This is a genomic window from Allobosea sp. ASV33, from assembly GCF_016428755.1.
In the GTDB taxonomy this organism is placed as follows: Bacteria; Pseudomonadota; Alphaproteobacteria; order Rhizobiales; family Beijerinckiaceae; genus Allobosea.
Genome location: NZ_JAELTI010000082.1, coordinates 1 through 26,440 on the forward strand (window position 1 = coordinate 1; position 26,440 = coordinate 26,440).

At 65.5% G+C, this 26,440-nt stretch carries 24 protein-coding genes and 2 pseudogenes; 12 read left to right on the forward strand and 14 right to left on the reverse strand.

Annotation, left to right across the window (positions count from 1 at the left end):
* Together JHD80_RS29405 and uvrA are read right to left on the reverse strand one after the other, a co-directional pair.
* A partial coding sequence (locus JHD80_RS29405) for an NACHT domain-containing protein (protein WP_465246539.1) occupies window positions 1-545 on the reverse strand: 545 nt, incomplete at its 3' end.
* A gap of 188 nt (window positions 546-733) precedes the next feature.
* The gene (uvrA, locus tag JHD80_RS20245; RefSeq protein ID WP_248311680.1) at window positions 734-3,655 is read right to left on the reverse strand and encodes an excinuclease ABC subunit UvrA; all 2,922 of its coding nucleotides are present in this window, start codon (window positions 3,653-3,655) and stop codon (window positions 734-736) included.
* Window positions 3,656-3,917: 262 nt separating this feature from the next.
* Here uvrA and JHD80_RS20250 point away from each other — a divergent pair, with 262 nt between their 5' ends.
* Together JHD80_RS20250 and JHD80_RS20255 are read left to right on the forward strand one after the other, a co-directional pair.
* On the forward strand, window positions 3,918-4,586 hold the full coding sequence (locus JHD80_RS20250; protein WP_199091189.1) for a GntR family transcriptional regulator: 669 nt from the start codon (window positions 3,918-3,920) through the stop codon (window positions 4,584-4,586).
* Window positions 4,587-4,917: 331 nt separating this feature from the next.
* A complete protein-coding gene (locus JHD80_RS20255; RefSeq protein ID WP_199091191.1) occupies window positions 4,918-5,484 on the forward strand; it encodes a biotin transporter BioY in 567 nt (188 codons plus the stop codon).
* 429 nt (window positions 5,485-5,913) lie between these two features.
* Here JHD80_RS20255 and JHD80_RS20260 read toward each other — a convergent pair whose 3' ends face one another.
* Complete coding sequence (locus tag JHD80_RS20260; protein WP_199091193.1) at window positions 5,914-6,120, reverse strand: hypothetical protein; 207 nt, start codon at window positions 6,118-6,120, stop codon at window positions 5,914-5,916.
* Window positions 6,121-6,475: 355 nt separating this feature from the next.
* On the reverse strand, window positions 6,476-6,766 hold the full coding sequence (locus JHD80_RS20265) for a DUF1330 domain-containing protein (protein ID WP_199091195.1): 291 nt from the start codon (window positions 6,764-6,766) through the stop codon (window positions 6,476-6,478).
* A 464-nt stretch (window positions 6,767-7,230) separates the two neighbouring features.
* On the opposite strand from JHD80_RS20265, the gene JHD80_RS20270 reads away from it, so the two are divergent.
* Complete coding sequence (locus tag JHD80_RS20270; protein ID WP_199091197.1) at window positions 7,231-7,779, forward strand: hypothetical protein; 549 nt, start codon at window positions 7,231-7,233, stop codon at window positions 7,777-7,779.
* Window positions 7,780-7,938: 159 nt separating this feature from the next.
* On the opposite strand, the gene JHD80_RS20275 is transcribed toward JHD80_RS20270, so the two are convergent.
* Both JHD80_RS20275 and rpiB read right to left on the reverse strand, forming a co-directional pair.
* On the reverse strand, window positions 7,939-8,118 hold the full coding sequence (locus JHD80_RS20275) for a hypothetical protein (protein WP_199091199.1): 180 nt from the start codon (window positions 8,116-8,118) through the stop codon (window positions 7,939-7,941).
* A gap of 140 nt (window positions 8,119-8,258) precedes the next feature.
* A complete protein-coding gene (gene rpiB, locus JHD80_RS20280) occupies window positions 8,259-8,708 on the reverse strand; it encodes a ribose 5-phosphate isomerase B (protein WP_199091201.1) in 450 nt (149 codons plus the stop codon).
* Between the two features lie 101 nt (window positions 8,709-8,809).
* On the opposite strand from rpiB, the gene JHD80_RS20285 reads away from it, so the two are divergent.
* The 5 genes from JHD80_RS20285 to ssb all read left to right on the forward strand — a co-directional run bounded on the left by JHD80_RS20285 (window position 8,810) and on the right by ssb (window position 13,494).
* Window positions 8,810-9,334 (forward strand): phospholipase D family nuclease, encoded by a 525-nt coding sequence (locus tag JHD80_RS20285; RefSeq protein ID WP_199091203.1) that lies wholly within the window; start codon window positions 8,810-8,812, stop codon window positions 9,332-9,334.
* 209 nt (window positions 9,335-9,543) lie between these two features.
* A complete protein-coding gene (locus JHD80_RS20290) occupies window positions 9,544-10,536 on the forward strand; it encodes an ABC transporter substrate-binding protein (protein ID WP_248311679.1) in 993 nt (330 codons plus the stop codon).
* The gene (locus JHD80_RS20295; protein WP_210339942.1) at window positions 10,533-11,390 is read left to right on the forward strand and encodes an ABC transporter permease; all 858 of its coding nucleotides are present in this window, start codon (window positions 10,533-10,535) and stop codon (window positions 11,388-11,390) included. The genes JHD80_RS20290 and JHD80_RS20295 overlap by 4 nt, the downstream gene beginning before the upstream one ends.
* A gap of 115 nt (window positions 11,391-11,505) precedes the next feature.
* Window positions 11,506-12,774 (forward strand): 3-phosphoshikimate 1-carboxyvinyltransferase, encoded by a 1,269-nt coding sequence (locus JHD80_RS20300; RefSeq protein WP_199091206.1) that lies wholly within the window; start codon window positions 11,506-11,508, stop codon window positions 12,772-12,774.
* 159 nt (window positions 12,775-12,933) lie between these two features.
* Window positions 12,934-13,494, forward strand: a complete 561-nt coding sequence (gene ssb / locus JHD80_RS20305) for a single-stranded DNA-binding protein (RefSeq protein ID WP_199091208.1) — start codon at window positions 12,934-12,936, stop codon at window positions 13,492-13,494.
* Here the strand turns inward: ssb and JHD80_RS20310 are convergent.
* From JHD80_RS20310 to JHD80_RS20340, 7 genes and pseudogenes are all read right to left on the reverse strand, one after another.
* On the reverse strand, window positions 13,491-13,808 hold the full coding sequence (locus JHD80_RS20310) for a hypothetical protein (RefSeq protein WP_199091210.1): 318 nt from the start codon (window positions 13,806-13,808) through the stop codon (window positions 13,491-13,493). The genes ssb and JHD80_RS20310 overlap by 4 nt on opposite strands.
* A gap of 240 nt (window positions 13,809-14,048) precedes the next feature.
* A pseudogene (locus JHD80_RS20315) lies at window positions 14,049-14,245 on the reverse strand (peptide ABC transporter permease); the annotation flags it as partial.
* Window positions 14,246-14,381: 136 nt separating this feature from the next.
* Complete coding sequence (locus JHD80_RS20320) at window positions 14,382-15,056, reverse strand: RraA family protein (protein ID WP_199091212.1); 675 nt, start codon at window positions 15,054-15,056, stop codon at window positions 14,382-14,384.
* Window positions 15,057-15,153: 97 nt separating this feature from the next.
* Window positions 15,154-16,671, reverse strand: coding sequence for a tripartite tricarboxylate transporter permease (locus JHD80_RS20325; RefSeq protein ID WP_199091214.1), 1,518 nt, complete (start codon window positions 16,669-16,671; stop codon window positions 15,154-15,156).
* A 3-nt stretch (window positions 16,672-16,674) separates the two neighbouring features.
* On the reverse strand, window positions 16,675-17,130 hold the full coding sequence (locus JHD80_RS20330) for a tripartite tricarboxylate transporter TctB family protein (RefSeq protein ID WP_199091216.1): 456 nt from the start codon (window positions 17,128-17,130) through the stop codon (window positions 16,675-16,677).
* Window positions 17,131-17,259: 129 nt separating this feature from the next.
* Window positions 17,260-18,228, reverse strand: coding sequence for a Bug family tripartite tricarboxylate transporter substrate binding protein (locus JHD80_RS20335; protein WP_199091218.1), 969 nt, complete (start codon window positions 18,226-18,228; stop codon window positions 17,260-17,262).
* 47 nt (window positions 18,229-18,275) lie between these two features.
* Window positions 18,276-19,277 carry a hydroxyacid dehydrogenase gene (locus JHD80_RS20340; RefSeq protein ID WP_210339943.1) on the reverse strand — a complete coding sequence of 334 codons (1,002 nt, stop codon included), beginning with the start codon at window positions 19,275-19,277 and terminating at the stop codon, window positions 18,276-18,278.
* 127 nt (window positions 19,278-19,404) lie between these two features.
* Between JHD80_RS20340 and JHD80_RS20345 the strand changes: the two genes are divergently transcribed.
* Window positions 19,405-20,295, forward strand: a complete 891-nt coding sequence (locus tag JHD80_RS20345; RefSeq protein ID WP_199091220.1) for a LysR family transcriptional regulator — start codon at window positions 19,405-19,407, stop codon at window positions 20,293-20,295.
* A 158-nt stretch (window positions 20,296-20,453) separates the two neighbouring features.
* Here JHD80_RS20345 and JHD80_RS20350 read toward each other — a convergent pair whose 3' ends face one another.
* Window positions 20,454-23,753, reverse strand: coding sequence for an autotransporter outer membrane beta-barrel domain-containing protein (locus tag JHD80_RS20350; protein ID WP_199091222.1), 3,300 nt, complete (start codon window positions 23,751-23,753; stop codon window positions 20,454-20,456).
* Window positions 23,754-23,962: 209 nt separating this feature from the next.
* Between JHD80_RS20350 and JHD80_RS20355 the strand changes: the two genes are divergently transcribed.
* The 3 genes and pseudogenes from JHD80_RS20355 to JHD80_RS20365 form a co-directional block, all read left to right on the forward strand.
* Window positions 23,963-24,898: a MarR family transcriptional regulator gene (locus JHD80_RS20355; RefSeq protein ID WP_199091224.1), complete on the forward strand. Its 936-nt coding sequence runs from the start codon at window positions 23,963-23,965 to the stop codon at window positions 24,896-24,898.
* A 298-nt stretch (window positions 24,899-25,196) separates the two neighbouring features.
* Complete coding sequence (locus JHD80_RS20360) at window positions 25,197-26,015, forward strand: transglutaminase domain-containing protein (protein WP_199091226.1); 819 nt, start codon at window positions 25,197-25,199, stop codon at window positions 26,013-26,015.
* 209 nt (window positions 26,016-26,224) lie between these two features.
* Window positions 26,225-26,440 (forward strand): annotated as a pseudogene (locus tag JHD80_RS20365) (metallophosphoesterase); the annotation flags it as partial.

Below are 26,440 nucleotides of genomic sequence, written 5' to 3' on the forward strand. Positions count from 1 at the left end.
CCCCCCCCCCCCCCCCCCCCCCCCCCCCCCCCCCCCCCCCCCCCCCCCCCCCCTCTTTTAGATGTGTATAAGAGACAGCGTCGATGATCAAAGTCGACCTCATCGAATCCATCAAGTATTAATAGTATGCGTCCTGATTTTAAGGCAAAATCAGTTTGATTTCTGGAGAATCCGTCAACATAATCTGCGATATAATCATGTATTATCTCTAAAAACGACTTATTTTGCTGGGAATTAATGTCTCTCAACTCAATTAAAATCGGAAATCGCTGTTTTAGATGCTGCGCCGCTGTGAGGAGGAGGTATCTAAGCAGCATTGACTTTCCAGATCCTGCTGCGGCATGAACTAGGATTGCCCTTTCGCTTTCTAGGAGCTTGAATAAATCATCATCTCGAACTATTTTATCGTCGCGCTTCAATTTCAAATTGACATATAGATTAGTTAGTTCAATTGGTGTGCTTCCTGAGATTATTGTCTTGACATAACGGTGTCGGGCCGCTTGATCACTCAACAATGTTGATAGACCTACACCATATTTCACCATCAATTTCTCTGCAGCTTTGATGGTAGCAGGTTTCGCTACATCTATAACCGCGGCTGCGAGTTTACCAGCCGCTGGTAAAACTGCAGAAGTCAGTGGATCCGCCACGCTCCATCCCCAATAACTGCGTTATGATCAGGGATAATTACCACACTCAAAATTTCGTTCAATCAGACGTTCTGTAAACCTGATCACTCCGCCGCCTGCCTCGCGACCGTCTTGCCCTTCTTGATCGGCCGGCGATCCAGCACTTCCTTGAGGAAGCGCGCGGTGTGGCCCTTGCCGATGCGGACGATGTCCTCCGGCGTGCCTTCGGCCACGACCTGGCCGCCGCCGTCGCCGCCTTCGGGGCCCATGTCGATCACCCAGTCGGCGGTCTTCACCACCTCGAGATTGTGCTCGATCACCACCACCGAATTGCCCTGGTCGACCAGCTCGTGCAGCACCTCCATGAGCTTGGCGACGTCGTGGAAATGCAGGCCGGTCGTCGGCTCGTCGAGGATGTAGAGCGTGCGGCCGGTGGCGCGCTTCGACAGTTCCTTGGAGAGCTTGACGCGCTGCGCCTCGCCGCCCGAGAGCGTCGTCGCCTGTTGGCCGACCTTGACATAGTCCAGCCCGACGCGCGCCAGAGTCTCCATCTTGTCGCGGATCGAGGGCACCGCCTTGAACAGGCCCTTCGCCTCCTCGACCGACATGTCGAGCACGTCGGCGATCGACTTGTCGCGGTATTTCACCTCGAGGGTCTCGCGGTCGTAGCGCTTGCCCTTGCAGACGTCGCAGGTGACGTAGACATCCGGCAGGAAGTGCATCTCGATCTTGATGACGCCATCGCCCTGGCAGGCCTCGCAGCGGCCGCCCTTGACGTTGAACGAGAAGCGCCCGGCCTGATAGCCGCGCGCCTTCGCCTCCGGCAGGCCGGCGAACCATTCGCGGATCGGCGTGAAGGCGCCGGTATAGGTCGCCGGGTTCGAGCGCGGCGTGCGCCCGATCGGCGACTGGTCGATGTCGATGACCTTGTCGAGATGCTCGATGCCCTCGATGCGGTCATGCGGGGCCGGGTGGTCGATCGCGCCGTTCAGCTTGCGCGCCACCGCCTTGTAGAGCGTGTCGATCACCAGCGTCGACTTGCCGCCGCCGGAGACGCCGGTGATGCAGGTGAACATCCCGAGCGGAATCTCGACATCGACATTGCGCAGGTTGTTGCCGCGCGCGCCGACGATCTTGAGGCTGCGGCCCTTCGTGGCCTTGCGCCGCTTGGCCGGCACCGCGACCGACATCTCGCCGGTGAGGTATTTGCCGGTGAGCGAATTGGGATCGTCGAGAATGTCCTGCGGCGTGCCCTTGGCGACGATCTCGCCGCCATGGATGCCAGCGCCGGGGCCGACATCGACGACATAGTCGGCCGTCAGGATCGCGTCCTCGTCATGCTCGACCACGATCACGGTGTTGCCGAGGTCCCGCAGGCGCCGCAGCGTGCCGAGCAGGCGCTCGTTGTCGCGCTGGTGCAGGCCGATCGAGGGCTCGTCCAGCACATAGAGCACGCCGGTGAGGCCCGAGCCGATCTGCGACGCCAGCCGGATGCGCTGGCTCTCGCCGCCCGACAGCGTGCCGGAGGCGCGGGCGAGCGTCAGGTATTCCAGGCCCACGTCGAGCAGGAAGGTCAGGCGGTCGCGGATTTCCTTGAGGATGCGCGGGGCGATCTCGTTCTGCTTCTTCGACAGCCGTGAAGGCAGGTTGGTGACCCAGTCCAGCGCGTCCTTGACCGAGAGCTTCGAGACCTCGCCGATATGGCGCATGTCGATCTTCACCGCCAGCGCCTCGGGCTTCAGGCGATAGCCGTTGCAGGCGGCGCAGGGCGTCTCGGACATGAAGCGGCCGATCTCCTCGCGCGCCCAGTCCGACTCCGTCTCCTTCCAGCGCCGCTCCATATTGGTGATGACGCCCTCGAAGGGCTTCTTCACCTCGTAGCTGCGCAGGCCGTCATTATAGGCCATGCGGACGGGCTCGGTGCCGGTGCCGAACAGGATCGCCTTGCGCGCGCTTTCCGGCAGCTCCGACCAGGGCTTGGTCATCGAGAAGCCGAAATGCCGGGCAAGCGCTTCCAGCGTCTGGCCGTAATAGGGCGAGGTCGACTTGGCCCAGGGCGCGATCGCGCCCTTCTTCAAGGTGAGGGAGTGATCCGGCACGATCATGTCCGGGTCGATCCGCATCTCATGGCCGAGGCCGTCGCAGACCGGGCAGGCGCCGAACGGGTTGTTGAACGAGAACAGCCGCGGCTCGATCTCGGGAATGGTGAAGCCGGAAACCGGGCAGGCGAACTTGGAAGAGAAGGTGACGCGCTTGGCCTCGCCGTTCTCCTCCTTCTCGTCGGCATACTCGAAAACCGCGATGCCGTCGGTCAGCTCCAGCGCCTGCTCCAGCGAATCCGCGAGGCGCGCGCCGAGATCGGGCCGGATCACGATGCGGTCCACGACGACGTCGATGTCGTGCTTGAATTTCTTGTCGAGGGCGGGGGCGTCCGGGATCTCGTAGAATTCGCCATTGACCTTGACGCGCTGGAAGCCGCGCTTCAGCCAGTCGGCCATCTCCTTGCGGAACTCGCCCTTGCGGCCACGGACGACGGGCGCGAGCAGATAGCCGCGCGTCTTCTCCGGCAATTCGACCATGCGGTCGACCATCTGCTGGACGGTCTGGCTCTCGATCGGCAGGCCGGTCGCGGGCGAATAGGGGATGCCGGTGCGCGCCCAGAGCAGGCGCATGTAGTCGTGGATCTCGGTGACCGTGCCGACGGTCGAGCGCGGGTTTTTCGAGGTCGTCTTCTGCTCGATCGAGATCGCCGGCGAAAGCCCGTCGATCTGATCGACATCGGGCTTCTGCATCATCTCCAAGAACTGGCGGGCATAGGCCGAGAGCGACTCGACATAGCGGCGCTGGCCTTCCGCATAGATCGTGTCGAAGGCGAGCGAGGACTTGCCCGAGCCGGAGAGCCCAGTGAACACCACGAGCTTGTCTCTGGGAATCGCGAGGTCGACATTCTTCAGATTGTGCTCGCGCGCGCCGCGCACGGTGATGGCGCGGCTGTTCGGGTCGGCCGCGCGGTTGCGGTCGAACATGTCTTCCAGCGCAGCAGCCTGGGCAGCGGCGGATTCGGTCTTGCGGGCCATCGGGGCGTCCGGTCGAGGAGAAGCACTACAGATAGGGCAAATGCCGGGCCTTTCCAGCCTCGCGGCAATCTGCCCGGCATGAATAGCACGCAGCCGTCCCGGCTGCTGCCGTCGTCCTGACAGGAAACGTCAGGATCGGCGAGGCTCTCATGTGGGGATCGTCGCGCCAATCGCAATCGACTCTGTCGCACGCTCGAATTATCTATAAATCATGACGAAGCCTGCCGAAGACACCATTGCCGTCCGCATCGCCAGGGCCCTGGCCGAGCGGATCATCGCCGGAACGATCGAGCCCGGCACGCGGTTGCGGCAGGACCATATCGCCGCGGAATTCGAGACCAGCCACGTCCCGGTGCGCGAGGCCTTCCGCCGGCTGGAGGCGCAGGGCCTGGCGATCAGCGAGCCGCGCCGCGGCGTCCGCGTCGCTTCCTTCGACCTGTCGGAGGTGAAGGAGGTCGCGGCGATGCGCGCCGCGCTGGAGGCGCTGGCCCTACGACATGCCGCGCCGCATCTCACCACTGCCATCCTCGACAAGGCCGAGCAGGCGCGGCGCGATTGCGACGCCGCCACCGATGTCCGCGCCTGGGAGGAGGCGAATCGCCGCTTTCATCGCACGCTGGTCGCGCCTTGCGGCATGAAGCGCCTGCTCGCGACGATCGACGATCTCCATGCCGCGAGCGCACGCTTCCTGTTCTCGGCCTGGCGCTCGGAATGGGAGGCCCGCACCGACCACGACCATCGCGCTATCCTCAACGCCCTGCGCAATGGCGACCTGGAGACCGCGATCGCGACGCTGGCGCGGCATGCCCAGTGGATCGGCGAGCGACCCGCCCGCACCGCCTCGGGCGCGACGCGCGGGGCCTTTGCGATCGTCGGGTGAGGGGGGCGTAGGGGCGTGCTACACCTTTGTCATTCCGGGGCGCGCCACAAGCGCGAACCCGGAACCCACGACTAGGCGAGCGATTGCAATCGCTGTCAGTAAGGGGGCACCCAGTCGTGGGTTCCGGGTTCTTCGCTGCGCGAAGCCCCGGAATGACAAGCGTGGCGCTCATAGGAACGATGCTGCCGTCGTCCGTTCTGCGTATCGTGTTTATCCGTGCCAACCGGCTTCCCAACAAAGGGCGCGCTTGCCTTTTCCGCCGAGATATGGACTCCATCATAGATCAAAGATCTAAATTATAGATAATTCTGATCGCGACCCAGGAGTGACCATGACCGATCTTGCCCTCAGCCGCCCGTTCAGCCCGCTGCGGCTGGAAAGCCGCTCGCTTGCCTGGCAGGCCGGCGCCGTGATCGTCGGCAGCCTGCTGCTGGCGCTGTCCTCGCAGATCAAGGTGCCGATGTACCCGGTGCCGATGACGATGCAGACCTTCGCGGTCACGCTGATCGGCGCGCTCTATGGCTGGCGTCTCGGCGCGGTCGCCGTCATCGCCTGGCTGGCGCAGGGCGCCATGGGCCTGCCCGTCTTCGCCGGCGCCGTCGGCGGCGCGGCCTATTTCGCCGGCCCGACCGGCGGCTACCTGCTGGCCTTCCCCTTCGCCGCGGCCCTGACGGGCTGGCTGGCGCAGCGCGGCTGGAACGGCAGCCGCGTCGGCTTCGCCTTCGCGGCGATGCTTGCCGGCAATGCGCTCTGCCTGGTGATCGGCGTTGCCTGGCTCGCCGTCCTGATCGGCCTGCCGAAGGCGATCGCGCTCGGCGCCACACCCTTCATCCTGGGCGCCATCCTGAAGTCGGCGCTGGCCGCGGCTGCGCTCAAGGCCTTCGCCCCGCGCGGCTGACGCGGCCGGACGATCCGATATCGACGACCCGGCAGGCTTGGCCTGCCGGGTTTTTTGTTGCGTTCTTTGGGGCAGAGGGGGGTACTGAGGCGCGATGCTGCGCCTGGCCCGCGTGCCTATCTGAAGGCGCCCCCGAACGAATCCGTCTGGCGCGCCGGCGCGCCGATGCCCGGCTGCGTATAGGCCGGCCCATCGGCTCTGGCCCGGGGAACGCTGTCCTGTGTGACGCAGCCCACCGGCCCGAGAAGGATGAAAGCCAAGGCGACGCATCGTTTCAGCACGGCGAGCTCCATCGCTGCGGTTTGGGAACGGCGCCACGCCACTTCCTCGGGCAATCCCGCTATTGGGCTATTCTTCGCACGTTTCCGAAGCGGGGACACTGTCCATCGCGACAATCGGCGGCGGGACAGCCGAGCTGCGCTGGCTCGCTCAGGGGAGCAGCGGTCTCAGGATGTCGTGGAGCCGAAGCGCAGAGATGGTGATGAACGCCGCCAGCGCGAGCTCCAGTGCCAAACGGAAACGAACCTCGTTCGCCGGTTCTTTCGCCGCTGCCCGGCTGAGCCGGTGCCGATCGCTGTGTTTCATTTCGGCGCACTCCAATGGGTGGCCAGTGAGCCGCAACAAGAAGCGCGCCAAGTCCCGATCTCCGGGGTTCCGACCGTGGCCGGCGAACCAAATGCGGTGCCGAGACGTTCAAGGCGCTCCATGCCTATGCCGGAGCTTGCCTGTGGAAGTCGCTCACCTCGCCGTTTTCGTCAGCTCAGGGATGCTTGTCGCGGCGGGGATCGGATGGCGGATCGGGCAGATCATGTCACCGCGGCCCGAGGTCCTGCGGCGAGCCGCCGCGATGGAGCAGGCCGGGGCCCGTGCGTAGTCCCGACGCGGATCGGCATGGGCACCGAAAAGGCGACAGGACGTGTCCGCGACGGGGCAGTCGCGGACAGGACGCCGGCCTGTACCTTCGGCCGTTCGAAGCCATCCTTCGGCTCGTTCAGACGCCTTCGATGATGCGGATATCGCGTTCCGCGCCGGTTCCGAGCGCCCGAAGCGCTTCCTGATAGGCAGCGCTGTCATGCGCCGCTTTCGCCTGCTCCACGGAGTCGAACTCAATCACGACGGTACGCTGCTGCAGGCCTTCCTCGTAAACATGGCCCGGCATGCCGCGGGCAAGAATGCGGCCTCCCGCCGCTGCGATGGCCGGACCGCTCAGCTTGGCATAAGCCGCCAACGCCTCGGGATCGCTGACCGAGCGATAAGCCGCGACCCAATACGCTTTCGCCATGTTCCACTCCCTGCTTCGGGCGGCATCGGACAACGAGATGCTACACCGCAAGTTATCCAACCTGACGGTAACGTCTGCAATGGGTCCAGAGCGGACATTAGTTCATCAGCGCGAGGGCTCACACAAATGGACCGCGCTTCACACACCAATCTGTAATATGTGCTAAATACTTTGCGCTGGGAACCGCTCGCCAGCGGTTTGGTTCAAGGTTTCTCGATAGGGAACGGATTGAGAGCGGTGGCTGGCCTGAAATGAAGAAAGCGGTCATTCTCCTTTCATCAATCATCTTATCTCTCGCCATCTTGCTACCTATCGCCGCTCGTGGACTGTTCGGCACGACGATACACTACGGATATCGCCTTCATGTTCGGCTAAACTCGCCCACGGGCGTTCTGGCTGGCTCCAGCCTATATGTACTAAATGCAGCGCGCGGCCGCCCTTACGTTACTGGCGGAGGCTCCTACATGTGGGGAGAAGCCATCGTCCTGACGGCCAGCAGCGGAAAAAAGATCGTTGTTGCCGTGCCTGATAATGAATTCCCTAGAAGTGTCTTCGACGTCAAAATTAGTTATGAAGAAATTGAGAAAGGTCATTCGATATCCTCGGAGCTAGCTGACATCCACGAGGGCAGTAAGGTGGCTTTGGATGTTCGCAATTTGCCTCCGATATTTACTTTCGATGACGTAAACGATCCAAGCTCGGTTAAGGTCCTACGTTACAGCCGAGGCCCCGTTCAGATTGACAGATTTGACGAAGTCATGGGTCAGGGCTGGGGATTTTTGGGCGCTCAGATCGAAATGATTTCAGTGCCCTCATGGCATTATCTTTTCTTCGGAACGAATTGGATTCCCTATTGGATTTCCTCTCGCCATAGCCAAGGCGAATCGCCAAGAAATGTGTTTAAATGGCTTACTTCAACGCCTGCGCTAGACTCGTTTGATAAGGCTTGGACGCAACAGACGGAGCCCGAGATCGGCCCCAGAGTCGGCAGGTTCTATCGGCAGGGCTGGTAATGGAGCAACCTAGCATGTTGCGTTGCGTACCGCGCTCCCCCCGCAATGGTCCGCACCGGGTCGTAAGCGGACCTCTAGCTTCTCACCCCAATGAGTTTTCTCCGATCCGGCGACCAAATTCCGTCAATTTGCATTGCGGAATGGCGCTGCGAATCCGGTCTACCGAAGCTTGGCAATCTTGATTCCATCGAGTTTGGCGCGATCCTTGATGGATTCCTCGCTGCGCGTCATAGCCTTTGAAATCGCTTTGAGTGCCATACCTTTCCCCGCGAGCAGCTTCAGCTTCTGAAGCTCCTCCGAGGTCCAGGGTTGGCGGTGCCGTTCAAATCGGTCGGTCACGATCTGCTCCTGCTCTGTCGTGCATCCCAGAACAACCTCTTGGCACTGTTCTGCCACTCGACGAAGTCCGCAACGGGTCGGGAGCCGACAATGGGGCGCACGCCCAGGTAGCCATTCCCAGCTCGGTCACATGCGCCGCGCTACCCTTCCAGCGCCGCGACCATCTCGACCCGCGCCGCATGCCGGCCGCCTTCGAACGTGGCGGAGAGGAACGCGTCCACGATCTCCAGCGCCAGCCCTTCGCCGACCACGCGCGCGCCGAGCGAGAGCATGTTGGCGTCGTTATGAGCGCGGATCATCCGGGCCGAGAACGTGTCGGAGCAGACGCCGCAGCGGATGCCCTTGACCTTGTTCGCCGCCATCATGATGCCCTGGCCGGTGCCGCACAGGATGATGCCGAGCCGGCAATCACCGGAGGCGACCAGTCTTGCCGCCGCCTCGCCATGCTGCGGGTAGGGCGTGCTCTCTGGCGTCGTCGGGCCGATATCGACCACCGCCCAGCCCTGCGCCGCCACATGCCTGGCAATGGCCTGCCGCAGCGGGATAGCGGCGTGGTCGCTGGAGAGGACGATGCTGTTCTGGGCTGTCACGGCGGGGCGTCCTGTTTCGCGATAGCGGCGGCTGGGACTCGCCTTGTACCGCCGATGCGTTTGGCCTTCCATGGCGTCAGCAATCGAAAAGCGAGGCCGTCATGAACACGATCCGCATCATTGGTTTGGCGGCCATGCTGGTTTTTTCTCCGGCCGCTCAGGCTGCGCCTGGTGTCGAGGTCGGCTTTTCGCCGGAGGGGTCGGCGCGCGCCCTGGTGCTCAAGGTGATCGGCGAGGCCAGGCGCAGCGTCCAGGTCCTCGCCTATGCCTTTCAGGCACAGGACGTCGCGGATGCGCTGGTGGCGGCGAAGAATCGCGGAGCCGCGGTTCGCGTGGTCGTCGACAAGGATCGCAACATGGGCAGGGCCAGCAGGGCCGCCATGGATTTCGTGACGCGCAACGGCGTGGAACTGCGCACGAACGACCGCTTCCACCTTCATCACGACAAGACGATTATCGTCGACGGCAGCACGGTCCAGACCGGATCGTTCAACTATGCTCCGTCCGCCGAGACGAAGAACTCCGAGAACGTCGTCGTCATCAGGGACATGCCGGATATCGCGGCGCGGTTCCTGTCCCACTGGCAGTCGCGATGGGATGACGGTGTGCCCTATCGCGGCCGATAGCCGGGGCGGGGCTGGGCGGCTCGCGAGTCCCGCACGGTCCTGACGGGTGCTGACAGGGTCGTGCATCGCTTCGCCGCCCCGGTTGCGCGATGCTGTGTTGCAGCGGGCCGGAAGGATGGATCAATTCGTCCGGCCCGGCGTTACAGCGCGAACCGCCTGCGTCACAGGCTCCGGCGGCTTTTGTCATGATCAACTGGGGAGTGATGCCGATGAAAGCCGTTCTTGGAGCAGCAGCCCTCGCGCTCGGCCTCGGGCTCGGCGCACAGGCCATGGCCTGCGAGCTCGATCGCCCGCTGAAGATGGCGGGTCTCGACTATGATTCCGCCGCGTTCCACACCGCCGTCGCCAGCGCGATCGCCGAGCGCGGGTACGGCTGCAAGGTCGAGCGCGTGCCGGGTGTGATCGCGCCGCTGGTCAACGGCATGGCGCGCGGCGACGTCGATATCGTCATGGAAATCTGGATGGCCAACCCGGTCGATGCCTGGGTGAAGGCGGCCGAGGCCGGCAAGGTCGAGCCGCTCGGCACCACCTTCCCGGACGCGAGCGAAGGCTGGTTCGTGCCGCGCTATCTCGTCTCGGGACCGGACGCCAAGGCGCCGGACCTGAAGAAGGCCGAAGACCTCAAGCGCTACAAGGCGCTCTTCGCCGATCCGGAGGAGCCGGGGAAGGGGCGCTTCTACAATTGCGTCGCCGGCTGGGTCTGCGAGGGCATCAACACCAAGAAGCTCGCGGTCTATGGGCTCACGGAGGATTTCACCAACACGCGCGGCGGCTCGGGCGAGGCGCTGGTCGCCGCGATCGAGGCCGCGCTCAAGCGCAAGCGCCCGGTCGTGTTCTACTATTGGGGGCCGAGCTGGCTGCTCGGCGCCTATGATCTCGTCAAGCTGGAGGAGCCGCCCTTCGATGCGGGCGTCTGGGCCGAGCTGAAGGCCAGCGACAACCCCAAGCGCGCCACCGCCTATCCGACCAGCAAGGTCGTGATCGGCGCCAATGTCGACCTCGCTAAGAAGGCGCCGCAGCTCGCCGGGTTCTTCAAGAGTTACGGCACGACCAGCGACGTGACCTCGAAGATGCTGGCGGAAGCCCGCGAGAAGGGCATCACGCCCGAGCAGCAGGCGCTCGTCTTCCTGAAGACGCAGGGCGATATCTGGAAGAAGTGGCTGCCGGCGGATGTCGCCGGCAAGGTTGCCGCCAGCTTGTGACTAGCGCTTCCGTGCCGGATCTCGGCAAGGCGCTGCAAGGCGCCGTCAATCGCGCCGTCGATGCACTCGTCACCGGCTATGGCGACAGGCTCGACGGCGTCGGCGTGGTGCTGACGGCGCCGGTCCGCGCTGTCGAGACATTGCTTCAGCACGTGCCGGTTCCAGCTTTCGTCCTGGCCGTCGCCGCAGGCGCCTGGCTCGCGACCCGGCGGATCGGCTTCACCTTGGCCATGGCGATCCTGCCGCTGGCTCTCGCGGGCCTGGGCGTCTGGGGCGAGGCGATGCAGTCGCTGGCGCTTGTCGCCGTGGCCGTGGTGCTCGTCGTGCTGCTGGGCCTGCCGCTCGGCGTCGCGGCGGCGCGGTTGCCGCGTCTGGGGAAGGTGCTGGCGCCGCTCTACGACCTCATGCAGACCATCCCGAGCTTCGTCTACCTGATCCCGGTCGCGATGCTGCTCGGGCTTGGCCGTGCGCCGGCGCTGGTCGCGACGCTCATCTACGCGCTGCCGCCCTTCGCGCGCCTGACCGAGCTCGGCCTGCGGGGCGTGGATGCCGGGCTGGTCGAGGCCTCGCGGGCGCTGGGCCTCAGGCCGAGGCAGGCCTTCTGGCTGATCGAACTGCCGCTCGCGCGGCCGGTGATCCTGCAGGGGCTGAACCAGGCGATCATGATGGCGCTCGCCATGGTCGTGGTCGCCTCGATGATCGGGGCCAAGGGGCTGGGCGAGATCGTGCTGCTCGGCCTGCAGCGGGCCGATCCCGGCCTCGGCTTCGTCGGCGGGCTCGGCATCGTCCTGCTCGCCGTGCTGCTCGACCGGATGGCGCAGGCCGTTCTCGGCGCACGCCGGACGGATGGCTGACCCAATCGGCCCGGGCATGAAGGCACCCGCGCTTCGATCGCGACAAGCCGGCCCCGTCATATTATGAGCTTGCAGGCGCCGTTCGGGCGCGGGCTTGAGACGGGCGAAAGCGCAGATGACGAATGCGACGGGGGCACTGACGATCGTTCCGCCGGGAGGCCCCTTGCGGGGGCGCGTCCTGCCGCCCGGCTCGAAATCCATCACCAACCGCGCCCTGCTCGTGGCGGCGCTGGCGGGCGGCACCAGCCGCCTGACCGGCGCCCTGAAGAGCGACGACACCCGCTACATGGCGCAGGCGGTCCGCGCGATGGGCGTGACCGTCGACGAGCCCGACGCCACGACCTTCGTCGTCTCCGGCTCGGGACGGCTGCAGCCGCCGGCCGAACCGCTCTTCCTCGGCAATGCCGGCACCGCGACGCGCTTCCTGACGGCTGCCGCCGCGCTGGTCGACGGGAAGGTGGTCGTCGACGGCGACGAGCACATGCGCAAGCGGCCGATCGCACCGCTGGTCGAGGCCTTGCGGGCGCTCGGCGTCGCAGCGAGCGCGCCGAGCGGCTGCCCGCCCGTCACGGTCGAAGGGCAGGGTGGCTTCCCCGCCGGGCGCGTTGAGATCGACGGCGGCCTGTCCAGCCAATACGTCTCCGCGCTGCTGATGGCGGCGGCCTGCGGGCGCGGCCCGGTCGAGATCGCCTTGACCGGCAAGGAGATCGGCGCGCGCGGCTATATCGATCTGACGCTGGCCGTGATGAGGGCCTTCGGCGCGCAGGTTTCCCAACCGGACCCGGCGACATGGCGGGTCGAGCCGACCGGCTACGAGGCCATCGATTTCCTGATCGAGCCGGACGCATCGGCCGCCACCTATCTCTGGGCGGCGGAAGTACTGACCGGCGGCGCCATCGATCTCGGCGTCGCCCCCTCGGCCTTCACCCAGCCCGACGCCGCCGCGCACAAGGTCATCGCCAGCTTTCCGAACCTGCCTGCCGTCATCGACGGCTCGCAGATGCAGGATGCGATTCCGACCCTCGCGGTGCTGGCCGCCTTCAACCGGACGCCGGTCCGTTTCGTCGGGATCGCCAATCTGCGCGTCAAGGAATGCGACCGCGTCGCGGCCCTGGCGCAAGGGTTGGCGCGCATCCGGCCGGGGCTCGGCCGGGAGGAGGGGGACGATCTTCTGGTCGCGTCCGACCCCACCCTCGCCGGGCAGACCGTCGCGGCGCGGATCGACAGCCATGCCGATCACCGCATCGCCATGAGCTTCGCGCTGGCGGGCCTCAAGCTCAACGGCGTCACGATCCTCGACCCCGCCTGCGTCGGCAAGACCTACCCCGGCTACTGGCGCGCGCTGGCATCGCTCGGTGTCGAGCTGCAAGGCGATCTGCCGTAGCCTCCAAACGGTCAACCCACCCCCCGGCGCCATGATTCGCCGGGGGAAAACCCCTTGAACAAAACGGGAACATGATTGATAATGCCCTGATCGGCCGATAGGGTTCGGCTCCGGTCGATCGGCCGGTTTGTGTGAAGTGCGCAGGAAATGGAGCCTGTCATGGCTGGTAGCGTCAACAAGGTCATTCTGGTCGGCAATCTCGGGCGCGATCCCGAAGTGCGCCGCCTCGGCAGCGGCGAGCCTGTCGTCAATCTGCGTATCGCCACCTCCGAGACCTGGCGCGACAAGCAGAGCGGGGAGCGCAAGGAGCGCACCGAGTGGCACTCGGTCGTGATCTTCAACGAGAACCTGGCGAAGGTGGCCGAGCAGTACCTGAAGAAGGGCTCGAAGATCTATATCGAGGGGCAGCTCCAGACCCGGAAATGGCAGGACCAGTCCGGCGTCGAGAAATACACCACCGAGATCGTGCTGCAGCGTTTCCGCGGCGAGCTCACCATCCTCGACAGCCGCCAGGGCGGCGGCGACGAGTATAGCGAGGGCGGCGGCAGCAGCGGCGGCTACATGGAGGAACGCTCGGGCGGCGGCGGTGGCGGCTCCTTCGGCCGTTCGGGCGCGATGGGCGGCGGCGGTTCGCGCCAGCCCGCGATGTCGAGCGGCGGCGGTGGCGGTGGCGGCGGGCGCTCGTCCTCCAGCCATCTCGACGACGACATTCCGTTCTAACGGCCGGCACTTGTAGGTTTGTAAGCTGTACCCGTAACAAGTTGGTCCAATTCATGAAATTGGACCAAACTTGTCAGGGAAATGCAGCCGGTCGCAATAGGCCTGCGCAGTGCGGCCCGTCGTGCTGATGTGCAGAAAGCGATGTAGCAATCGATGGCCCTGTAGATCGCAGCCCCGACGGCGACGCCGCCGATCAGGGTCGCGTCACCGAACAGGCCGATGATCGCCGCGTCGACGAAGCCGATTGGCAGCGTCGATGCGTTGGCGAGTATGATCGGGGCGGCCAGCGCGAGCACGCCCCACAGGGTCGGCATGGGCGATGGCGGAGGCGCGCGTCGTGTCGGTCACGGTTCTTGCATCCGCGCGAGCCACCCCAGCTGCGCGGTAGCGTCTTAGTCGATCCGGTCGCCGGTATCGCGACATTAAAGGGCGCAAGAGTTGCGACGGCCCACATCGGTCGAGCGCCGGTGGGTGCGCAGTGCGGCACCTCCGGATATTGGGCTGCCGCTGGAAAGCAGACGTTGGCCGCGTCGGCAGGCCGCGCGAGTTCGGACTTAAAGTTTCGGATCCAGAGCGTCCCGTAGTCCGTCGCCCATAAAGTTGAACGATGTCACCGCGAGCGTGATTGCGGCACCGGGGGTGATCGCGAGCCAAGGGGCGCTGGTCAGATAGTTCTGTGCGCTTTCAAGCATGTTGCCCAACTTGGGGTCGGCGGCTGGATGCCGAACCCCAGAAACGAAATATAGCTTTCGAACTTAGTGCCGACCTCTTTGGTAAAATGGGGATGTGCGAGGTCGAGATGCGAGCAGGCCTGCACGCGCCAATTTCGGACGTTGCGGCGAGCTTGCCAGAGAGGGCGACCCAAGGCGTCAGGGGCCTGGCCACTGTTACGGTGCGATGTCGCAGCCCAGGCGTGCTAGGGACGCGTCGATCCAACTGCGATCGTCTTTGCCTTGCTGGATCGCGGCCATCTTCCTTTCTTCTGCTGCGTGCTTCTTGCGAGCAGCCTCGTATATCTCCTCGGCATGATCGAAGGGGACAGACAAAAAGCCATCGTCGTCGCCGAGGACGAGATCGCCGGGCTCGATCACCATGCCCTCGATCGCGATCGGCACGTTGATCTCGCCGGGGCCGTCCTTGTAGGGGCCGCGATGGCTGATGCCGGCGGCGTAGATCGGCAGGTCGTTCTCGCGGATCCAGGCGGAGTCGCGGACCGCGCCATGGAGCACGATGCCGGCGATGCCGCGCGTGCGGGCATGGGCGATCATCAATTCGCCGATCAGGGCATTGGTGAGGTCGCCGCCGCCATCGACGACGACGACGTCGCCGGGAGATGCAAGGTCGAGCGCCTTGTGGATCATCAGGTTGTCCCCCGGACGCGTCTTCACGGTAAGCGCCGGGCCTGCCATCACGCCGCCGCGGTGAAGCGGGCGCAGCGAGGCGCCGCCGGCGGTCATGCGCCACATGGAATCGCTGACATTGGCGACGGGCACCGTACGGAAGCGCTCGACGAGGTCGGGGGCGACCTGGCGGCGGCGCTTGAGGATGCGAAATCCAATCATGGGACGTCCTTGGTTGTCATGGCTGGCCGGCGCGGCGAACCGGGCCGCGCAGCGGCTGGGAGGATGATGGTTTGCGAAGGGGGACGAGACGGCGCGCTCAGGTCGCGCCGGCCTCCTCCTCCTGATCGACACGGGCCTTGCCGCGGCGGATGGCGGGCAGGGCCATGCTGACGAGCAACAGCAGCGAGAGGGTGAGGAAGGTCAGGCTGATCGGGCTCTTCACGAAGATCGAGAGATCGCCTTCCGACAGGAGCAGCGCCCGGCGTATGTTCTCTTCCATCATCGGGCCAAGCACATAGCCGAGCACCAGCGGCGCCGGCGGGCATTTGAGCTTGGCCAAGACATAGCCGAGCACGCCGATCGCCGCGCAGAGATAGACGTCGATCGCGCTGTTGTTGAGGCTGTAATTGCCGAGCGCGCAGAACATCACGATCGCCGGGAACAGCCAGCGATAGGGGATGCTGAGCAGGCGCACCCAGAGGCCGACAAGCGGCAGGTTCAGCGCGACGAGCAAGGCGTTGCCGATGAACATGCTGGCGATGACGCCCCAGAACAGTTCGGGATTGCGCGCCATCACCGTGGGACCGGGCTGGACGCCGTTCATGATCAGCGCGCCGAGGATCAGCGCCATGGTCGCGCTGCCGGGGATGCCCAGCGTCAGCGTCGGGATGAAGGCGGTCTGCGCGGCTGCGTTATTGGCAGCTTCCGGCGCGGCGACGCCCTCGATCGCGCCCTGGCCGAAACGGGACGGGTCCTTCGCCAGCTTCTTCTCGAGCATGTAGGCGGAGAACGAGGAGATCGATGGGCCGGTGCCCGGCAGGATGCCGAAGAAGGAGCCGATGGCGGTGCCGCGCAAGGTCGGCAGGAACGAGGCTTTCAAGTCCTCCCAGCGCGGCATCAGGCCGCCGACATTCTTCGTGAAGACCTCGCGCGCCTCCTTCTGCTCCAGGTTGAGGACGACTTCGGAGATCGCGAACATGCCGACGGCGAGCACCGTGAAACCTATGCCGTCGGCGAGTTCGGGCAGGCCGAAGGTGTAGCGCTCGACGCCCGAGTTCACATCGGTGCCGACGAGGCCGATCAGCAGGCCGACTACGACCATGGTGAGCGCCTTGACCATGTCGCCATGGCTCAGCACCGAGGCTGCGACGAGCCCGAGCACCATCAGGGCGAAATAGTCCTCGGCGCCGAAGCGCAGCGCCCAGGAGGCGAGCGGCACGCCGAGCGCGACGATCAGCAGCGTGCCGATGCAGCCGGCGACGAAGGAGGAAAGCGCGGCGATCGCGAGCGCCGCACCGGCCCGGCCGCGGCGGGCCATCTGGTAGCCGTCGAGGCAGGTGACGGCCGACGAGGTCTCGCCGGGCAGGTTGACCAGGATCGCCGTGGTCGAGCCGCCATATTGCGCGCCGTAATAGATGCCGGAGAGCATGATGACGGCGGAGACCGGCGGCAGCCCGAAGGTGATCGGCAGCAGCATCGAGATCGTCACCAGCGGGCCGACGCCCGGCAGCACGCCGATCAGGGTGCCGAGCAGCACGCCGAGGAAGCAATAGGCCAGGTTCTGCAGCGACAGGGCGACGCCGAAACCGAGCACGAAGTGATCGATGATCTCCATGGCTCAGAAGTTCCAGGCGAAGAGGGCGTAGGGCAGCTTCAGCCCCCAGACGAAGACGGCGGCCGCGAAGACCGACATCACCGCGGTCAGGACGAGGACCTCCAGCGCCTTGAATTCGTGGCCGGCCCGGGCCGAGACGAAGAACAGGGCGAAGAGCGCCGGCACGAGGCCCAGGCGTTCGAGGAGGAAGCCGAAAAGCAGGAGCGCGGCGCTCAGCAGGAAGAGCGGCAGCCAGGCCCAGCCGCCCTCGACCGGCATGCAATGGCGCAGCCCCTTGAGGAAGGTGACGATGCCGAAGCCGATCAGGACGAGGCTCAGGATGCGCGGGAAATAGCCCGGGCCCATGTCGATCGTGGTGCCGAACTTGTAGCCGAGCGCGATCGCGAAGCCGAGTGCGCCGAGCCCCATGAACAGCAGGCCGGCGAGGGCGTCCTGATTCTTGAATATGCTGGTTTTCATGGCCGATATCCGACGTGATGCCGGGTGGCGCAGCTCGGGCGCCGCCGGGACTCAGGCTTTCAGGATGGGCATGCGCTGTACCGGGAAACCGCCGCCCGACGGCGCGGCTTCCCGGCCAGCGTCATCGGCTCAGTCGGCAACCTTCACGTCGGCCGCCTTGATGACCGCCGTCCATTTCGGCACGTCGGACTTGATCAGCGCGCCGAACTCCTCGGCGCTGCCGCCGAGCGCCTCGGCGCCGGCCGAGCGCAGCTTGGCCTGCGTGTCGGGCTGCTTCAGCACCTTGCCGAGCTCGGTATTGATGCGGGCGACGATTGGCGCGGGCACGCCTGCGGGCGCCGCGAGGCCCCACCAGGTCACGGCCTCGGAGTTCTTCAGGCCCTTCTCCTCGAAGGTCGGGACATCCGGCAGGTCGGCATCGCGCTTGGTTGCGAAGACCGCGATCGGGCGCAGCACGCCTTCCTTGATCTGCACCATCGCGGAGGGAACCGAGGAGATGTAGATCTCGACGCGCCCGCCGAGCAGGTCCGGCAGGGCCTGGGCCGAGCCCTTGTAAGGGACGTGGCGGAATTTCACGCCCGCGATCTGCTGGATGAGTTCGCCGGCCAGATGCGAGCTGGTCCCGACGCCGGGCGAGGCGAAGGTCAGCTTGCCGTCCTTGGCCTTGGCGGCGGCCAGCAGGTCCTCGACCGTCTTGATCGGCGAATCCTTGGCGACGACGAGGACCTGCGGCGCAGAGGCGACGAGGCCGATCGGCGCGAAATCCTTGATCGGGTCGTAATTGGCCTTGCCGAGGATCGGGTTGATGACGAGGTTGGCGTTCTGCGCGAGGACGATGGTGTAGCCGTCCGGAGCTGCCTTGCCGGCGAGGCTCAGGCCGACGCTGCCGCCGCTGCCCGGCTTGTTGTCGGCCACCAGCGTCCAGCCCGTGCTCTCGCCGAGCTTCTGGGCGATGACGCGCGCGACGACGTCGGTGCCGCCGCCCGGCGGAAACGGAATGACCAGCCGGATCGGCTTCTCCGGATATTGCTGCGCGGAGGCCGTGGTCGCGAGCGCGGACAGGGCCAGCGCGGCGAGCGCCTTGTAGACGATCTTCATGGTCTTCCTCCCGTTGGTTCATGGTCGTCCGGTATCTGGTCCGGATCTTAGGCAGCGAGTTCGGTCAACCTCGCGAGGCTGGCCGCATCCGGCTCTTCGCCGTCGAGCACGGCGATGACGTGCCGGGCGGCGATCTCGGCCATGGTCTTGGCCGATCCCGCGGTCACGCCGGCGATATGCGGGGTGGCGATCAGGTTGGGCAGGGCCCAGAGCGGGCTGTCCGGAGCCGGGGGCTCGACCGCGAAGCTGTCGAGCCCCGCGCCGGCGATCCGGCCCTCCAGCAGCGCGGCACAGAGGGCCGCCTCGTTGATCAGGGCGCCGCGCGCCGTGTTTACGACCAGGGAGGTCGGCTTCATCAGGCCGAAGCGGCGCGTATCCAGCAGATCGCGCGTGGCGTTGGTCAGCGGGCAATGCAGGCTGACGATGTCGGCTTCCGCAACAAGGCTGTCGAGATCACGTTCGCAATCGGACCCGAACTGCGCGATCGCCGCGCGGGCATGGGGATCGTGCAGCAGGACGGTCATGCCGAGCCCCTGCGCCATCCGGGCGACATGCTGGCCGATCGAGCCGAAGCCGACGAGGCCGATCACGGTACCGGCGATATCGCGCCCGATGAAGCTCGGCTTCGGCCAGGTGCCGGCCTTCACGGCTGCGTCCAGGCGCGGGATGTCCTTCAGCAGGGTCAGGGCGAGCGCGATGGTGTGCTCGGCGACGGCGCGCGAGTTCGAGCCCATGGCGCGGATGACCGGGATGTCGCGTGAAGCGGCCGCCTGCAGGTCGATATTGTCGACGCCGACGCCGTGCTTGGCGATGACCTTCAGGCGCGGCGAGGCGGCGATGATCGCCTCGTCGACGCGGCCCTGGCGGACGATCAGGGCATCGACCTGCAATTCGGCGGCGCGCTGGGCGACCTGCTCGCTCGGCGCATAGGCCGGCGAGAAGAAGACGTCGACGTCATGCGCGTTGAGAAGCTCGATCGCGTTCTCGGCCAAACGATCATGCGTGACGAGCACGCGCCTGCCGCGCGTGCGGGCACTGGTATCGGTCATCTCTGCGTTTCCTCACGGCTGCCTCGCATCCCGCATCGCAGCGGTTGGGCGCCTTTCGGGAACACTCTTGACCGGGGAGGTATCGCTCGTATGCTGAAATAATGACATATATCAATGATTTTTTGTCATGAAACATCCGATCGACGGCATCGAGGCCTTCATCCAGATCGCGGAGCTCGGAAGCTTCAACAAGGCGGCCGAGAAGCTGCATGTCACGCAGACCGGCCTGACGCGGCGCATCCAGCGGCTGGAGGCCCATGTCGGGCTCAAGCTGATCGACCGGACGACACGAACCGTCGCGCTGACGAGCATCGGCCGCGAGTTCCTGCCGGAAGCCCAGCGCATGCTCGATGCCGTCGATCGCTCGTTCGAGCGGCTGAAGACGATGTCGCGCTTCTCGACCGGCGACATCACGATCGCCTCGGTGCCGTCGCTGATGTATGGCCGCCTGCCGCGTATCCTGCGCAAATATGCCACGCGCCATCCCAATAACCGCGTCGAAATCCTCGACCGGACCAGCACGCTCGTGATCGAGGCGGTGCGGCGGCGCCAGGCCGAGTTCGGCCTGCATGTCCAGCCGCCGAACCAGCAGGACCTGCACAACGAGATTCTCGTCCGCGATCCCTTCGTCGTCTATTGCCGCAACGACCATCCGCTCGCCGGGCGCGAGACCATCGCCTGGGCAGATCTCGCCGGCCAGGACCTGATCACGCTCGGCGGCAGCAGCGGCAACCGTCTGCTGATGGAAGCGCAGCTCTCGCGCTCGGGCATCGAGGTGAAGACCAAATTCGTGGTCGAGTATTTCTCCAGCGCGATCGGGCTGGCCTCGGAAGGGCTGGGCATTGCCATCCTGGTGGAGTCGCTGGTCGAGAACCTGCGCCCCGATCTCGCGCAGATTCCGCTGGTCGATCCGATCGTCGACCGGCCGGTCTCATTGATCCGCCGGCGCGGCGAGACGCTGACCCCGGCCGCCCAGGCGCTCTACGCTCTGATCGTTCGGGATTTGGGGCCGCTCTGACCGAATAGGCTGCTCGCTGCACGCCAGAATTGGAAGCTGTTTGCCGGGTGAGATGCGCCAGGAGCGGACACGGCAAGGGCGCCGGCAAGCGGACCTCAGTCAAGTAAAAGGGCTCTTCAGATTCGAGCGCCTCATCGGTTGGCATGGAGGCTGAAGCTTCAGAAGCTGATCTTCATCTGGGCAACTCCGCCGAGGCGTCTCGTATTGGCCGAGAGTTCGCTTTCGAGACGGACCCCGAGAGTGACACGCTCGCTGAGGGCGGCGTCGAGCCCGGCGGCTAACAGAGCGGCATTGACGTCTGGCCTCGTGCCCTGGGTGACGAAGCTCGTTCCCGGCAAGGCCACGAGGCCCGCGGTGATCTCGGCATCCCGCTGGAAATAGCGTGCCCAGGAGGCCCGCATGAAGGCGGTGAGCGGTACCCCGCCGACCGGCGCCTCAGCATCGAGCTGAGCGCCGAATTCGGAGCGGCTCGTCGTGGCGTTGTTGCGGGCGACGAAGAGAGCGGCCGCGTTGGCGCCGAATCCCGTGCGCTCGCTGAAGGCCGGGCTGCGCATGGTCACCGCCTGCAGGGCCACGAGCGGCGAGAGCGTCAAGCCGCCCCAGCTGGCGAGCGCAGCGCTGGCCTGAACCCGTCCGCTCCAGGCTGTGCTGGCATAGGATGACAGCAAGGTATTGCCGAGCACAGGAACGGCGCGGCTTACGTCATTGTCCAGCCGGCTGTAGCTGCCGGCCGCCGCCAGGTTGATCGGACCGAGCCTGGTCATGCCGTAGAGGCCCGCCTGGAACACGCCGCTCTCGACCTTGCCGAGACCGCCGCTCAGCGACGCGCGGGCCTTTCCGCCCGAGACGGCAAGACCGGCCACCGTGTCGCGGCCGAGACGCAGATCCGCGCCGATCGCCATATGGGCGTCATCGACACGCTGATCGGCGGAGCCGACGCGGGCGGAACCCTCCATGCGTCCGGCGGAGCCGTAGCTCGCCCCCCAAAGCGCAAAGCGCGGCTGGTCGAGCGAGCCGTGCTTCGCCAACTCGTCATAGCCCTTGCCGGTCCGGCTGCTGAACGCGGTCACGCGAGGTACCCAAGCCGACGGTGCCAGTCGCCCTGCCAGACCGGTATCGAGCATCGCACCCATGAACTGCCCCGCCGAGCTGTTCGCGAGGGCAGGGACGCTGGTGTGAGCCTCGCCCGAAAGCTGGTTCACGGCTGCCGGGATCGCAGCAGCCGAAAGGTTGTAGAGATTGAAGAAGGGCGAGGCGTCGGCGCCGCCCGCCACTGCGGCATCGATCGACGAGGCGACGGCGAAGGCATTTGTTGGATTGGTGCTGGCCGATACGGTGGCGAGAGGCGGTGAGGAATTCCCCGGCCCGAGCCCCGATCCTCCCGGATTCAAGGGAGCAGGCGACGTCGGGTCGGTTACGATCGGTGCCAGCGGCTTCGGGGTCAGCGTCAGCTGGACCTCCTGACCGGTATAGGACACCGCCGTGGTCACGCCGTCCCCAAAGGCACCGGTCTGATCGACGGTGCCGAAGGTCCCGGTCCGGCCGCCTGTCGCGGAAAGGAGCGTGTATGGGCTGTTGAAGGTGTAGGCGCCGCCCAGCGGCCTTAGCTGCAGCGTTCCTGCGAGCGAGGCTATTCCCGCAACGTTGATCCGATCGGAGACCGGGCCTTGCACCTCGGCCCGGTATGTCGAGTTGGCGTCCATTGTCAGGTTGCCGTTGATCGTCAGCGTGCCCGGCGAATTGCCCGGCGAGAGTGTGGCGCCCGCGACCGTGACGGAGGGCACGATCCCGGAGCCGCCAAGGGTCGCGCCGCTGTTGAGCGACAGCCCGGAGGAACTCGCGATCGACCCGTTCACGACCAGCGTCCCGCTATCCACGATCGTTGCGCCCGTGTAGCTGTTCGTGCCGGTCAGCGTGAGGCGGCCCGTCCCGCTCTTGGTCAGGCTGCCATTGCCGTCGCTGCCGATATTACCGGCGAAGCTGCTGTCGGCGTTGCTGGCACCCAGGGTGAGGCTGCGCCCGACGCCGAACAGCACCTGCGAGCCGCTCGTTCCATCGAGACCACCGATGATCTGGTCGCCGTTGATCCTCAGGCGCGCTCCGTTGCCATTGAGCGTGACGCGGCTCTGCTGGGAGAGAGCATTGGAGGTGACCAGATCGAAATCCGCCCCCGCATTCACGACGATCGCCTGCGAGTTGGGCAATGTGGCTCCGTTCGCGAGGCGCAGCATGCCGCCCGATACCGTGGTCGGGCCGAAATAGGAATTCAGCCCGTAGAGGTCCTGGCTGTTGCTGCCGATCTTGGTGAGCCCACCGCTGCCGGTGATCCCGCCGAAGAAGCCGGTATTCGAGCCGCCGCCGAGCGTCAGCGTGGCGAAGCCGAGATCGACCGTTGTCCCGACATTGCCGGCCAGGCTGGCGACCTTCTGATTGTAGCCGTCAAGCGACCAGGTGCCGCCATTGAGCCTGACATTAGTCGCGGCCGACAGCGCATTGAAGGCTCCCATCCGTAGCGTACCGCCATTGATGATCGTTTCGCCGGTATAGGAGCTGTTGCCCGATAGCGTCAGCGTCCCCGTGCCATCCTTGGTAAGCCCGCCGCCGCTGCCGGAGATCGCGCCTTCGAAGGTTGAACTGGCGTCATTGGACCCCGCTGTCAGGCGGGCGCCCAGCCCGAGCGCGACCAGCCCGCTCCCGGTCAGTCCATCGACCGCCAGGGGCGAGTTGAGTTGGTAGGTCCCATCGATCTGGAGGTTCGTCGTCGTCTCTACTGCGCCAGGGTTGTTGGTCGTCAGGGTCGCCCCCGACCTCACCTCGAGCGTTCCGATGCTGGCGCCGATGCCCGTCCAGGTGCTGTCTCCTGTGAAGGTGAGACGCGAGGCACCGGTAATGCTGGTCGAAAACGTGCCGCCCCCGATGGAGAGCTGGGCGCTGGCAATGCCGATCGCACCGCCGCCGCTGAGGCGGCTGATGACGGAATCGTCACTCGAGAACTGCAGCGTGGCGCCATTGGCAATGGTGGTCGACCGCATCGTGTAGCCGAAATCGCCGAGGCCGAACTGGTTGCGCGGCCCCGCGATCACGGTTCCTCCGTCGATGACGAGGTCGGCGCCGAGGCCACCGGCGCCGTTCCAGCCCGTCACCACGACGGTCCCGGTATCCGAGGCGGAGCCGAGATAGATCGTCGAGGGAGACCCGATCGCGCCGAACCTGAAGGACAGGGCCGCGCCGGCGACAGCCGAGAGCCGGGCGACCGAGCCCTGGGAGGTCAGAACGGTGCTCCCGAGATCAAGCGTATTCAGCGCGCGGATATGACCAGCCGTGCCGACGAAGGTGAGTGTGCTGTAGGGATAAGGATTGCTCGTCGAAACCTCGCCCAGCCCTCCGACATTGCCGTTGGATTGCGCCGCTGCTCCGATGGGGGTTGCCAGTTCGCATAAGGTGAACAGGATCAGCATAGACCCCAGGCGGCGAGATTTTCGATGCCGGGATCTAACCACTCCATGATCCCGCACGCTCCGCGCAAGGATCCACATCATTGGCGAGGTTCGAATGACGGTTGTCGGCATGACAGGCTATGGATCACGTGACTCGACAGGCTGCGGACGATGCATGAGCCCATGCCGACCTCGCGTCGCAAAGTCCAAACTTTGCAGGTACTGGGCGAATGGATGATGTTTCCCGACCGGCTGGCCGCTCCGGGTTGCTTCACCCCGCCATCGCCGCTCATGCCGACCGGATGCCTTGGCCCTATGCGGTCGAACTGATCGGCTGCGGCAGCTTCCGAGACGCCCTGCTGCGCTACTGCACCGCGATGATCGAGCCACCTGCCATGACGTGGCCAGCCAACAAGTTCTTCGGGCAGAAATCGCGCTACCTCGTGGCGTTCGCGCTGATCGGCCTCGACGCGCGCTGGCGCCGCAGGGAAGGCGAGGCGCCGACGCTCGCCGCACTCCAGCGTACGGCGCCCGCCAGCGCCCGCCAGATCGCGGGGCTGGTCAACACACTGAAGCTGGGGGGCTACATCGTCGCGAGCGCCCTCCCGGAGGACCGCCGCGCGATCCGGTTGAGCCCTTCGATGCGGCTGTTGCAGGAAGTCGGCCGCTCGCCTCTGGCCTTTCTGGAAGCCTCCGAGCGGCTCGATCCGCCGCCTTCGCCGCTGGCCGATCGGCTCGGCGGAGACGACATCGGGATGGCAAATTGGCTGGGTGCCTCATACGATCTGTTCGTGCAGGGCGACCTCTACTTCGCTCCTTTTTCCAACGTCGTCGAGTTCACCGGACAGGATTGCGGATACCCCGTGCTGTCGGCCGTGCTTGCCGGATATTACGCTGGGCTTGCCGGCATCGCCGCACCGGTTCTCCTCTCTTACGGCGTGCTCGCCGATCGCTTCCGTGTCTCGCGTCAGCACATCGGCAATATCCTCGGGAACGCGGAGCGGCGCGGCTGTTTCGTTGTGGACCGGGGAGGTCGCAGCGTCACCGTTTCAGCCGACTTCCTATGGGAGTTCGAGAGCTGGGCTGCCGGCCAGATGGCGCTTTACCGACGACTCGCTGAGGGCGCCAAAGACACAACCCAACGGAACGCTTCTCATGCTGGGTGAATGTCGGGCGATTGCGCGCAGCGGGCGTGAGGGTCTCGCTGTGAGAGCGGTCGCTTGTCGGGCTTCGCCTTCAACCGCCGCGTAGCCTTATATCGGAAGGCCCGTCTCGGATATTGGGTCATCTAGTCCTAGATGGCGCCGGAAGCGTGCATTGCGATGCTGCTTGCGATCATCGCGAAGGCGGCTTCCGCTTATCAGATCAAGCGCAGCCTATATCGCCGCGGCCGGGAACATGCATGATGGCCCTTCTGGTCAACGGGCCAGTGTTCGCGCGCAATGATCGCGCAGAAGGAATCGCGTGAAACTTAGAATCGGCTACGAGCTCGACTACGATTTCCCGCAACCGACCCCCGTCATCCTGATGCTGAACGTGCATTTCAGCCGGGTCTCGGACCTTGCCGAACCGGACCATATCCGGATCCAGCCTTCGGTTCCCCTCAGTGCCTACCGTGACGGCTTCGGCAACTGGTGCACGCGGCTGCTGGCCCCACAGGGGCTGATGCGGATCACCGCCGACGCGATCATCTCCGATAGCGGCCTGCCCGAAAGCCATGACCTCGACGCCGGCCAGGTGCCGGTCGAACGGCTGCCGGAGGAAAGCCTCGTCTTCCTGTTGGCGAGTCGGTTCTGCGACAGCGACCGCCTGCTCGATCTCGCCTGGCAGCTCTTCGGCCATGTCCAGCCGGGCGCGCCGCGCGTTCAGGCCATCTGCGACTTCGTCAACCAGCGCATCGCCTTCAACTACAACGACGCCAGCGTGACCCGCACGGCGACCGACGCCTATCGTGAAGGCCGCGGCGTCTGCCGCGACTACGCCCATCTCGCCATCGCTTTCTGTCGGGCGATGAATATCCCGGCGCGCTACTGCACCTGTTATCTCGGCGATTCCGGCACGCCGCCGCCTTACGCGCCCGGCGATTTCGCGGCGTCCTTCGAGGCCTATCTCGAAGGCGGCTGGCAGATGTTCGATCCACGCAACAACGTGCCGCGTATCGGCCGCGTGCTGATTGCGCGCGGCCGTGACGCCGCCGATGTCGCCATCGCCACCACGTTCGGGCCGAACACGTTGACGGGTTTCAAGGTCTGGACCGACGAGGTGCCGGAGCGAGCGACGTAATTGCCGAAGCAGAGATGTCGAAGAGGCGCCAAATGCGGAAACGGGCGCAGCGCCCAGGAACGGCCTATGGAACGCTGCAACGACACGACCGAGAGCAAGATGGCTTCATCACGCCCCTGTGAACATGCGATGCGGCACGGACGGGAATAAACCCGCCGCTCTGCCGATCTCCTCAGCATCTGCCACTGGCGGCGACGCAGGAGATCGACATGACCCAGCACCGTAACGATGACGAGCGTATCGACCGCCGGCACGCCCTCGAGTGCATGATCTGGGCGGGTACCGGCGTCCTCTGGACGGTTTCGGGTGGCGTGCCCGTGTCGCTCGGCCTGCTCGGCGAGGCCAGCGCAGCCGAGACGGCGACGGGGTTCACGTTCCTGCAGATCTCGGACAGCCATATCGGTTTCGACAAGGCAGCCAACCCG

Excerpts from the sequence above, each read along its gene's own strand:
- uvrA (WP_248311680.1), bottom strand. The coding sequence starts at position 3,655 with ATGTTCGACCGCAACCGCGCGGCCGACCCGAACAGCCGCGCCATCACC.
- JHD80_RS20250 (WP_199091189.1), top strand. The coding sequence starts at position 3,918 with ATGACGAAGCCTGCCGAAGACACCATTGCCGTCCGCATCGCCAGGGCC.
- JHD80_RS20255 (WP_199091191.1), top strand. The coding sequence starts at position 4,918 with ATGACCGATCTTGCCCTCAGCCGCCCGTTCAGCCCGCTGCGGCTGGAA.
- JHD80_RS20265 (WP_199091195.1), bottom strand. The coding sequence starts at position 6,766 with ATGGCGAAAGCGTATTGGGTCGCGGCTTATCGCTCGGTCAGCGATCCC.
- JHD80_RS20270 (WP_199091197.1), top strand. The coding sequence starts at position 7,231 with ATGTGGGGAGAAGCCATCGTCCTGACGGCCAGCAGCGGAAAAAAGATC.
- JHD80_RS20285 (WP_199091203.1), top strand. The coding sequence starts at position 8,810 with ATGAACACGATCCGCATCATTGGTTTGGCGGCCATGCTGGTTTTTTCT.
- JHD80_RS20290 (WP_248311679.1), top strand. The coding sequence starts at position 9,544 with ATGAAAGCCGTTCTTGGAGCAGCAGCCCTCGCGCTCGGCCTCGGGCTC.
- JHD80_RS20300 (WP_199091206.1), top strand. The coding sequence starts at position 11,506 with ATGACGAATGCGACGGGGGCACTGACGATCGTTCCGCCGGGAGGCCCC.
- ssb (WP_199091208.1), top strand. The coding sequence starts at position 12,934 with ATGGCTGGTAGCGTCAACAAGGTCATTCTGGTCGGCAATCTCGGGCGC.
- JHD80_RS20310 (WP_199091210.1), bottom strand. The coding sequence starts at position 13,808 with ATGCCGACCCTGTGGGGCGTGCTCGCGCTGGCCGCCCCGATCATACTC.
- JHD80_RS20320 (WP_199091212.1), bottom strand. The coding sequence starts at position 15,056 with ATGATTGGATTTCGCATCCTCAAGCGCCGCCGCCAGGTCGCCCCCGAC.
- JHD80_RS20325 (WP_199091214.1), bottom strand. The coding sequence starts at position 16,671 with ATGGAGATCATCGATCACTTCGTGCTCGGTTTCGGCGTCGCCCTGTCG.
- JHD80_RS20330 (WP_199091216.1), bottom strand. The coding sequence starts at position 17,130 with ATGAAAACCAGCATATTCAAGAATCAGGACGCCCTCGCCGGCCTGCTG.
- JHD80_RS20335 (WP_199091218.1), bottom strand. The coding sequence starts at position 18,228 with ATGAAGATCGTCTACAAGGCGCTCGCCGCGCTGGCCCTGTCCGCGCTC.
- JHD80_RS20340 (WP_210339943.1), bottom strand. The coding sequence starts at position 19,277 with ATGACCGATACCAGTGCCCGCACGCGCGGCAGGCGCGTGCTCGTCACG.
- JHD80_RS20345 (WP_199091220.1), top strand. The coding sequence starts at position 19,405 with ATGAAACATCCGATCGACGGCATCGAGGCCTTCATCCAGATCGCGGAG.
- JHD80_RS20350 (WP_199091222.1), bottom strand. The coding sequence starts at position 23,753 with ATGCTGATCCTGTTCACCTTATGCGAACTGGCAACCCCCATCGGAGCA.
- JHD80_RS20355 (WP_199091224.1), top strand. The coding sequence starts at position 23,963 with ATGGATGATGTTTCCCGACCGGCTGGCCGCTCCGGGTTGCTTCACCCC.